Annotated in this window: 11 protein-coding genes; 2 read left to right on the top strand and 9 right to left on the bottom strand. The window is 67.8% G+C overall.

Annotation, left to right across the window (positions count from 1 at the left end; translation table 11 throughout):
* From AC5RTT_RS09405 to clpS, 6 genes are all read right to left on the bottom strand, one after another.
* Window positions 1–401: non-canonical purine NTP pyrophosphatase (locus tag AC5RTT_RS09405; RefSeq protein ID WP_494144959.1), on the bottom strand; the 401-nt coding region annotated here is incomplete at its 3' end.
* Window positions 398–1,156: a ribonuclease PH gene (gene rph / locus AC5RTT_RS09400; RefSeq protein ID WP_494008616.1), complete on the bottom strand. Its 759-nt coding sequence runs from the start codon at window positions 1,154–1,156 to the stop codon at window positions 398–400. The genes AC5RTT_RS09405 and rph, both read right to left, overlap by 4 nt.
* 64 nt (window positions 1,157–1,220) lie before the next feature.
* Window positions 1,221–2,018 (bottom strand): MBL fold metallo-hydrolase, encoded by a 798-nt coding sequence (locus tag AC5RTT_RS09395; protein ID WP_494144958.1) that lies wholly within the window; start codon window positions 2,016–2,018, stop codon window positions 1,221–1,223.
* A complete protein-coding gene (gene murI / locus AC5RTT_RS09390) occupies window positions 2,015–3,022 on the bottom strand; it encodes a glutamate racemase (RefSeq protein WP_494144961.1) in 1,008 nt (335 codons plus the stop codon). The genes AC5RTT_RS09395 and murI overlap by 4 nt, the downstream gene beginning before the upstream one ends.
* A gap of 123 nt (window positions 3,023–3,145) precedes the next feature.
* Window positions 3,146–3,712 (bottom strand): DUF2017 domain-containing protein, encoded by a 567-nt coding sequence (locus AC5RTT_RS09385; RefSeq protein ID WP_494008618.1) that lies wholly within the window; start codon window positions 3,710–3,712, stop codon window positions 3,146–3,148.
* Entirely contained in the window at window positions 3,705–4,088 is a 384-nt protein-coding gene (gene clpS / locus AC5RTT_RS09380; protein ID WP_009356509.1) for an ATP-dependent Clp protease adapter ClpS, read from the bottom strand. The genes AC5RTT_RS09385 and clpS overlap by 8 nt, the downstream gene beginning before the upstream one ends.
* Before the next feature lie 155 nt (window positions 4,089–4,243).
* Here clpS and AC5RTT_RS09375 point away from each other — a divergent pair, with 155 nt between their 5' ends.
* The gene (locus tag AC5RTT_RS09375) at window positions 4,244–5,572 is read left to right on the top strand and encodes a nicotinate phosphoribosyltransferase (protein WP_494144957.1); all 1,329 of its coding nucleotides are present in this window, start codon (window positions 4,244–4,246) and stop codon (window positions 5,570–5,572) included.
* Window positions 5,572–6,198 (top strand): isochorismatase family protein, encoded by a 627-nt coding sequence (locus AC5RTT_RS09370; protein ID WP_494144956.1) that lies wholly within the window; start codon window positions 5,572–5,574, stop codon window positions 6,196–6,198. The genes AC5RTT_RS09375 and AC5RTT_RS09370 overlap by 1 nt, the downstream gene beginning before the upstream one ends.
* 59 nt (window positions 6,199–6,257) lie before the next feature.
* On the opposite strand, the gene AC5RTT_RS09365 is transcribed toward AC5RTT_RS09370, so the two are convergent.
* The 3 genes from AC5RTT_RS09365 to nagB all read right to left on the bottom strand — a co-directional run bounded on the left by AC5RTT_RS09365 (window position 6,258) and on the right by nagB (window position 9,279).
* Window positions 6,258–8,039 carry a DEAD/DEAH box helicase gene (locus AC5RTT_RS09365; RefSeq protein ID WP_494144955.1) on the bottom strand — a complete coding sequence of 594 codons (1,782 nt, stop codon included), beginning with the start codon at window positions 8,037–8,039 and terminating at the stop codon, window positions 6,258–6,260.
* The gene (locus tag AC5RTT_RS09360; RefSeq protein ID WP_494008622.1) at window positions 8,039–8,380 is read right to left on the bottom strand and encodes a DUF3039 domain-containing protein; all 342 of its coding nucleotides are present in this window, start codon (window positions 8,378–8,380) and stop codon (window positions 8,039–8,041) included. The genes AC5RTT_RS09365 and AC5RTT_RS09360 overlap by 1 nt, the downstream gene beginning before the upstream one ends.
* 119 nt (window positions 8,381–8,499) lie before the next feature.
* Complete coding sequence (nagB, locus tag AC5RTT_RS09355; protein ID WP_494144954.1) at window positions 8,500–9,279, bottom strand: glucosamine-6-phosphate deaminase; 780 nt, start codon at window positions 9,277–9,279, stop codon at window positions 8,500–8,502.
* Between the last annotated feature and the right edge of the window lie 7 nt (window positions 9,280–9,286).

Genomic DNA, 9,286 nt, shown 5'->3' with positions numbered 1-9,286 from the left:
GCCGCACACACGAACGCCGCACCGCGGTGCCGGTCCGGGACGTCCGAAAGCTGGTTCAGCAGAAGTGCGAGGTTGGCGGCGTCGTCGCCGTGGCTGCCGGACCAGCGCGCGGAGAAGATGCCGGGGGCCCCGCCCATGACGTCGACCGCGAGCCCGGAATCGTCGGCGATGGCCACCAGGCCGGTGGCATCGGCAACGGCCCGCGCCTTCAGCAACGAATTCTCGGCGAACGTCACGCCGGTTTCGACGACGTCGGGGGCACCTGCCTCCGCCGCGTCCACCACCTGCGTGTCGACGTCGAGCCCCGGGACCTGGCCGCGCAGCAGCTCACGCAGCTCCCGGAGTTTGCCCTTATTGTGCGTGGCGAGGACCAAGCGGGGGGCGGCGGCGGCCGCGCTCACAGGGTGTCTGCCAGGGTCTCACGCTGGATGGCCGCGAGCTGGGTGGTGCCCAGCAGGGCCAGGTCCAGGAGCTTGTCCAGCTCCTCGCGGTCGAACGGCGCACCCTCGGCAGTGCCCTGCACCTCAACAAACTTGCCGGCGCCGGTCACCACCACGTTCATGTCGGTTTCCGCACGGACATCCTCGACGTACGGCAGGTCCAGCATGGGCACGCCGTCGATGATGCCCACCGAGACGGCCGCGATGGTGTCGATCAGCGGCTGCGCGGTCTTGGCAATGAGCTTGTTGTCACGGGCGAAACGGATGGAATCGGCAAGTGCCACGTAGGCGCCGGTGATGGCGGCCGTGCGGGTTCCGCCGTCGGCCTGCAGGACGTCGCAGTCCAGCACGATGGTGTTCTCGCCCAGGGCCTTGGTGTCGATGATGGACCGCAGGGACCGGCCGATGAGCCGCGAGATTTCGTGCGTGCGGCCGCCGATCTTGCCCTTGACGGACTCCCGGTCGGAGCGGGTGTTCGTTGCCCGCGGCAGCATGGCGTACTCGGCCGTGACCCAGCCCCGTCCCTCACCCTTCAGCCAGCGGGGAACGCCGGCGGTCAGGGAGGCGGTGCACAGGACCCTGGTGTTGCCGAATTCGATCAGCGCCGAACCCTCAGCCTGGTTGGACCATCCGCGGGTGATGCTGATGGGTCGGAGCTGGTCCGGGGCGCGGCCGTCGGCGCGCACGATGGGCACTGCAGTTGCTTCAGAAGTCATGCCTTTAGCTTATCCACTGCTGCCGGTACCGGCAGTTCCGGCAAGGCAGCCCGGCAGGCGGGCGCTAGATGGTGTAGTGCACTCCGGCGACGGCCACGGCCACGTCCCCGGCGAACACCGGACGCGCCTCCGCCATCACGGTGGTCTGGGAGGTCCACACCGGGATGTGGGTGAGCAGGAGGCGCCGGGCACCGGCCGCCGTGGCGGCCTCGCCGGCGCGTTTGCCCGTCAGGTGGACATCCTTGATGCCGTTGTCGCGGCCCTCCTCGAAGGCGGCCTCGCACAGGAACAGGTCCGCATCCTTGGCGGCTTCCTCCAGCCCGGCACAGGAATCGGTGTCGCCGGAATAGGTCAAAGTACGGGCAACCATGTTGCCGTCCTTGTCCGGCTCCACCACCTCCACCCGGAGCGCATAAGCCTCCTCGATGGGATGGTTCACGGCGAAGGGCGTCACGGTGAACGGGCCCACGGTCACCGGCTCACGTTCGGTCCAGTTCGTGAACTCGAATTCCTCGTGCATGCCCGGGTCAAGGGCCAGGCCGTAGGCCGTGGCCATCCGGTCGGCAGTTGCGGCAGGCCCCCAGACGGGGATCCGACCGCGCCCCCAGCCACCCGGCTTCCAGCGGATGGCAACGTGCAGGCCGCATAGGTCCATGCAGTGGTCCGGGTGCAGGTGGGTGAGGAAGATCGCGTCAATGTCTTCAAGGTCCGTGTAGCGCTGGATTGCCCCCAGCGCACCGCTGCCGAGATCCATGACCACCTTCCACGTCCGCTCCCCGTCCGTGGCGGTCAGGAGGTAGCACGACGCCGGCGAACCGGGGCCCGGGAACGAGCCGGTGCAGCCCACGATGGTCAGTTTCACAGCGCCGGACCCCCGGCGCGGCCGGCGTCCGCCAGTCCTGCGACGAAGTTGGAAATCCGGGGCCGGTTCCTGGCGCTCCGGGCCGCGGCAATCATTTCCGGGGTTATCCGCGCAAGGCTTCCGGTGGGGTACTGCGCTGCCACATGGTCCACGTGGCGGACGGACAGCACCTCGGGGCCGAGGAACCTGCGGGCCAGGGCCTCGAACTGGCCGGCGTCACCAGTTGCCACGAAGTGGTGCTCCGGCGGTGTCCCGGCGCTGCGCTGGAGGTTGTGCGTCGCAAGTGCCCGGTACACGTCCTTGGCGGTCTCCTCGGCGCTGGAGACCAGCGTCACGTCCGCCCCCATGACGTAGGAGATGACGCCGGTGAGCAGGGGGTAGTGGGTGCAGCCCAGCACCACGGTGTCCACCTCCGCGGCCTTCAGCGGCGCCAGGTATTCCTCGGCGACTGCCAGCAGGGCGGGACCGGTGGTGATGCCGGCCTCCACGTAACTGACGAATTCAGGGCAGGCCACGGACGTGATGGAAAGGTCCGGAGCAGCAGCGAAGGTATCCTCGTACGCCCGCGATCCGATCGTGGCGGATGTCCCGATGACGCCCACGCGTCCGGTGCGGGTGGCGGCTACAGCGCGCCGGACCGCCGGCTGGATGACCTCGATGACGGGGATGCCATATTTGGCCGTGTACCTTTCGCGGGCGTCCCTGAGCACCGCGGCCGACGCCGAGTTGCAGGCGATGGTCAGCAGCTTGACGCCGGAGTCCACGAGTTCGTCCATCACGCCCAGGGCGTTGGCCCGGACTTCCGCAATGGGCAGGGGCCCGTACGGTCCGTGGGCCGTGTCCCCCACGTACAGGATGGACTCATTGGGAAGCTGGTCGATGATGGAGCGGGCCACGGTGAGGCCCCCTACACCGGAATCGAAGACCCCAATGGGGCGCGCTTCCAGGGCGGCGGCCTGAAGGTCGTCCGCTTCGGATGCCTGCCGGGTTGCCGGCGGATCCATGCTCGAGGCTGTTGTCATGATTATTCGAGGATAGGTGCTCCCCGATGCCTCAGCCATCATCTTGTGGCCTGTGACTCATGTCTAGTTTGTCACACGGCGCCGGGGCTGCGCGGCCGGAAATGCTCAACGCCGGGTTTCCAACGACTGCAGCATCGCCTGCACCAGTGATTCCTGCAGCCAGGTGGCGAAGTTGTAGACCAGGGCCAGGTAGCTCTCCACGTCCTCTGCCTGGGACCAGTCCTGCATCAGGTGGACGTGTTCGGCGTCCTCCTCGTCCCGGATGTCCAGGCGCTCGGCCAGGACCAGGCGGACATCGTTCAGTGCCATGGACCAGTGCTTCGCCCCCTCGGGCGTCAGCACAATCTCGTCCTTGTCCAGGTCCAGCGCGGCCGCGCGCAGCGCGCCGATCTTCGTCTCCCGGAGCGAGCGCTCGGTGAGCTGGCGGAACTCAAGGGACGCGGCGCCGTCGTCCTTCACGACGTTGGGGAGCAGGCGCCTGACGGCCCGGTCTGTCGGTTCGGCAACGTCCATGTCCAGCCCGATGAGCGCCGCCAGCGGATCCTGGCCAGCGCGTTCCTCCGGCTGGAGCATGGAGATGACGTCGTCAATCAGGCTGCGCAGGAGCTCACGCTCGGCGGGTTCGAGGTAGCCGGTAATGCCCTTGAGCCCGTACTTGAATGCCTTAGCCACGTTTCCCCTTGCCCTGTCCCGGTCCGCCGGACTTCCCGGAGTTGCCGCCGGGGCCGCCGCTCGCTTTCTCCACGGTGGCCCACAGCCCGAAACCGTGCATGGCCACCGCGTGCCGCTCCACCTGTTCCTTGCTGCCGTGCGCCACGATCGAACGGCCTTTTCTGTGAACCTCCATCATGAGCTTGTTCGCCTTGCTCTCCGAGTAGCCGAAATAGCTTTGGAACACGTAGCTGACGTAGCTCATGAGGTTGACGGGATCGTTCCAGATCACCAGGTTCCAGGGGATGTCCGGGGCGGTCAGGGAGTCTGTGGCCTCCGCTGTTCCGGTCCGGGTGCCCTCCTGCGTATCAGGGCCGAGCGCAACGCTTAGGGTCATCTGTCCATTCTATGGGGATGCTGGGCCCCCGCTGGCGAGGGCCCCGCGGCGAAGCGAAGCGAGACGTGGGAGCCGGTGGGTGGGCCCCCGCTGGCGAGGGCCCCGCGGCGAAGCGAAGCGAGACGTGGGAGCCAGTGGGGACTAGAGTGACTTTCGTGAGTACCACTGCCGGCTGGGACCATCCCCGCACGTCTTTTTACACTGACCATTACGAGCTGACCATGCTGCAGGCGTCGCTCCATTCCGGAGCCGCGCACCGCAAGTCGGTGTTCGAGGCGTTCGCCCGGCGTCTGCCGGACGGCCGGCGCTACGGGATCGTGGCCGGTACCGGCCGGCTCCTGGAAGGCATCGCCAACTTCCGCTTCGGCGGGACGGAACTGGACTTCCTGGCCCGCACCGGAGTGGTCAATAAACAGACCCTGGAATACCTTGAGTCATACCGCTTCTCGGGCGACATCTGGGGCTACGCCGAGGGCGAGGCGTACTTTCCCAACTCCCCCATCCTGATCGTTGAGGGCACGTTCGCCGAGGCGTGCATGCTGGAGACCTACATCCTGTCCGTCCTCAACCATGACAGCGCCATTGCCTCGGCCGCCTCGCGGATGGTCAGCGCCGCGCACGGCCGACCGTGCATCGAGATGGGCTCCCGGCGCACCCATGAGGAGGCTGCGGCGTCCGCCGCCCGGGCCGCCGTCATCGCCGGGTTCGACAGCACGTCCAACCTCGAGGCTGGCGCCCGGTACGGCATCAAGACCGTCGGCACCGCCGCCCACTCCTTCACCCTGCTCCACGACACCGAACGGGACGCCTTCGAGGCCCAGATCGCGGCGCTCGGCGAGGGCACGTCCCTCCTTGTGGACACGTACGGCGTCGAGGCGGCCGTCCGCACGGCCGTGGAGCTTGCGGGTCCCCGGCTGGGTGCCGTCCGGCTGGACTCGGGCGACCTCGTGGACCAGGCGCAGTGGGTGCGCCGGCTCCTGGACGACCTCGGCAACGAGGACACCAAGATCGTGGTCACCTCGGACCTGGATGAGTATGCGATTGCCGCGCTGCAGTCCGCGCCGGTGGATTCCTACGGCGTGGGAACGTCCCTGGTGACCGGGTCCGGCGCACCCACCGCCAGCATGGTCTACAAGCTGGTGAGCCGCACGGACGATGACGGCAACTTCGTCTCGGTGGCCAAGGCCGCCAAGAACAAAGCCAGCGTGGGCGGACGCAAGTACGCACTGCGGAAGATGAACGAGCACGGCATCGCCACTGCCGAGATCGTGGGTGTCGGCCGCCGGCCGGATGACGACGGCAACGACCGCCCGCTGCTGCACCAATTCATGAAGAACGGTGAACTGGTCCCCGGGTGGACCGGGCATGAAGGCGTGCTCCGGGCGCGGCAGCGCCACGCCGATTCGATGGCCGAACTGCCGCCCGTGGTCAACCGCCTCCAGCGCGGAGAGGCCGCCATCCCTACCATGTACGAGGAGAACTGATGTCGCGTGCGCTGATCATCGTCGATGTCCAGAACGACTTCTGCGAGGGCGGTTCCCTGGCTGTCCAGGGCGGCGCCGCGGTAGCGGGGGCCATCAGTGACTACGTGGACGCCCACCACAACGAGTTCGACCATGTTGTTGCCACCCAGGACTGGCACATCGATCCGGGCAGCCATTTCTCGGACACCCCCGACTTCAAGGACAGCTGGCCGCCGCACTGCGTCGCCGGTACCCGGGGCGCCGAACTGCATCCGGACCTGGACACGGAGTACATCCAGGCGTACTTCCAGAAGGGCCAGTACGCGGCTGCCTACTCCGGTTTCGAAGGGCTCCTGGCGCCAGAGGATGCCGTCCCCACCGGGGAACGCCAGCCCGGTGGTGCCGACGCAAGCCGGTTCGCACCGGACGAGGACGCAATCGGCCTGGATGACTGGCTTCAGAGCCACGACGTCGAAGACGTTGTGGTGGTGGGCATCGCCACCGACTACTGCGTCCGGGCCACTTCGCTGGACGCCGTCCAGGCCGGGTACTCCGTCACTGTCATCCGCCATCTGACGGCGGGCATCGCCGAGGACCTCGCAGAGGCCGTGGCCGAGATGGAGCTCGGCGGGGTGGACGTTTCCTGACGCTGGTGCAACAGTGGCCCGGTGCGCTGCACCGGGCCACTCGTGTCTTCAGGTCACCGCTACTTGCGGCCGATGAACCAGTCCCGGAGCTTCCTCAACCGCGCCTGCAGTTGTTCCTCGTTGGCCTGCGCCACGGCGGGGCCCCCGCATACGGTCCGGAGCTTGGTGTGGATGACACCGTGGGGGGTGCCGGTCCGCGCGGACCAGGCGGCCACGTTCTTGGCGAGCTCGTTCCGCAGGTCCATGAGCATCCGGTGGTCCGGGACAGCGGGTGCGGCAGCCTCGGCGGCCGCCGGAGCCTTCCGGTTCTTCCGGTTGAGCTGCTCATGCTGGCGCTGCCGCAGGAGCGTGCCCACCTGCTCCGCGTCCAGCAGGCCGGGGATGCCCAGGAAGTCCAGTTCGTCGTCGGACCCGATGTCGCCGCCGGTGCCAAATTCGCCGCCGTCGAAGAGCACGCGGTCGAAGGAAGCCTGCGAGTCCAGTGCTTCGAACTTTCCCTTGGTGAGGCTGTCCGAGGCCTTGTCCTCGCGGTTGGCCTCCGCCATCAGCGAGTCCTCGGGGTTGAAGAGGCCGTCTCCGTCCTCCTTCTCCGGGCGGTCCAGGGCATGGTCCCGTTCCGCTTCCATGGAGTTGGCCAGTGCCATCAGCTGCGGCACCGAGGGCAGGAAGACCGACGCCGTTTCACCCCGTTTCCGGGCACGCACGAAGCGCCCCACAGCCTGGGCGAAGAAGAGCGGGGTGGAGGTTGACGTGGCGTAGACACCCACGGACAGCCTGGGAACGTCCACTCCTTCGGACACCATGCGGACCGCCACCATCCAGCGGGTGTCGCCCGCCGAAAACTCCTCGATCTTGCTCGAGGCCTTGGCGTCGTCGGAGAGGATGACGGTGGGTGACTCCCCCGTGATCCTCTTCAGCTGGCCCGCGTAGGCCCTGGCGTCCTCGTGGTCCGTGGCAATAACCAGGCCGCCGGCATCGGGGACGGTGCGGCGGACTTCGGTCAGCCGCTTGTCAGCCCCAGCCAGCACGGCAGGAATCCACTCGCCTGCGGGGTTCAGGGCTGTCCGCCAGGCCTGGGACGTGATGTCCTTGGTGACGGCGGCCTCGCCCAGCGATGCCGCCATTTCCTCACCGGCGCTGGTGCGCCAGCGCATCTGGCCGGAGTAGGCCATGAAGATCACGGGCCGGACCACGTGGTCCCGCAGCGCGTTGCCGTAGCCGTAGGTGTAGTCCGCCTTTGACCGGCGGATGCCGTCCCTGTCCTCGGCATACTCGACGAACGGGATGGGCGAGGTGTCCGAACGGAATGGGGTACCTGTCAGGGACAGCCGCCGCACCGCCGGATCGAAGGCCTCGCGCAGGCCGTCGCCCCAGGAGAGGGCCTCGCCGCCGTGGTGGATTTCGTCCAGGATCACCAGCGTGCGTGCCGCCTCCGTCTTGGCCCGGTGCAGCAGCGGCTTGCTGGCCACCTGGGCGTACGTGACGGCAACACCGATGAACCCGCGGCCGTGCTGGCCGTCCGAGTTCTTGAAGTTGGGGTCGATGGCGATGCCCACCCGCGCCGCAGCGTCGGCCCACTGCCGCTTGAGGTGGTCCGTGGGCGCCACGATGGTCACCCGGTTCACGGCGCCGGAATCGATCAGCGTTGACGCTATCCGCAGGGCGAAGGTGGTCTTACCGGCGCCCGGGGTTGCTACCGCCAGGAAGTCGCGGGGGCTGTTCCGGAGATAGAGGTCAAGGGCTTCCTGCTGCCAGGCACGGAGTTTCGGGGCGGTTCCCCAGGCTGCGCGTTCCGGATAGGCCGGAGGCAGGGTGGGGCCGCCAAAGAGCGTTTCCGTCACTACTTGTTGTTGCCCGAGTCCCCTCCGGGACCCTTGCCGCCGTCGTTGCCCGGGCGGAGGCCCTCATAGACCTCTTTGCACGTGGGGCATACCGGGAACTTCTTCGGATCCCGGCCCGGCGTCCAGACCTTGCCGCACAGCGCGATGACGGGCTCGCCGGTCATCGCAGACTCCATGATTTTCTCCTTGCGCACATAGTGCGCAAAGCGCTCCCGGTCCCCCGGTTCAAGTTCCTCGCGCAGTTCTTCGCGCTCAATGGTGGCTGTGGACGTTCCAGCCCCGGAAAGCTCACGCATCGGGTCGTTTTCGAGAGGGTCCGTCATGCTAGTCATGCCAACCATCTTAGCTGTTCCGGTGGCCGGGAGTCCGACGCCGGCCCGGGCGCGGGCGGCCGGATGCAGCCGAGCAGCGCCCGCCGCCGTCGTGCCGTTTCCTGCCTTCCGGCCTCCCTTGCCGCGGGTCAGAGCCCCTGCCAGGCGGGCTTGTTGTCGTAGGTGTGCCGGTAGAAATCCGCGAGCTTGAGCGCCGAAGCCGCCGCTTCATCCAACAGGACGGTGGCATGCGGGTGGAACTGCAGGATAGATGCGGGGCAAATGGCGGCGACCGGCCCCTCGACGAACTCGCGCACGGCCTGTGCCTTCTGCGCCCCGGTGGCGAGCAGGATCACATGCCGGGCCTCCATGATGGTGCCCAGGCCCTGCGTCAGGACGTGGTGCGGGACTTCGGCCAGGCTCTTGAAGAAGCGGGCGTTGTCCCGGCGTGTCTGTTCGATCAGGCTCTTGATCCGGGTGCGCGAGGCAAAGGAGGAACCGGGCTCGTTGAACGCGATGTGCCCGTCGGTACCCACCCCAAGGAGCTGCAGGTCCACGCCGCCGGCTGCCGCGATGGCGTCCTCATAAGCCTGGCAGGCCGCGGGGATATCGCTGGCCGTCCCATCGGGGCCATGGACATTTTCCGGTGAGATGTTCACCCGGTCCGTGAACTCGCGCCGGATGACTTCCCGGTACGATTCGGGGTGCCCGGCGGGCAGGTCGACATACTCATCCAGTGTGAACGCGGTGGCCCGGCTGAAGTCCAGGCCCCGGGCGTGCCGTTCCGCCAGCTCGTCATACACCGGCAACGGCGAGGACCCCGTGGCAAGGCCAAGCACCGCGTCCGGCTTCCGCCCGAGCAGCTCCTCGATGGCATCCGCCGCCAGCTTTCCAATCTGCCTGCTGCCGCCCAGGATGACGACTTCCATGCTGTTC

It is taken from the genome of Arthrobacter sp. Y3221157 (assembly GCF_059089865.1).
Note: the sequence above shows the minus strand (reverse complement) of the source record. Positions and strands in the feature narration are given on the sequence as shown.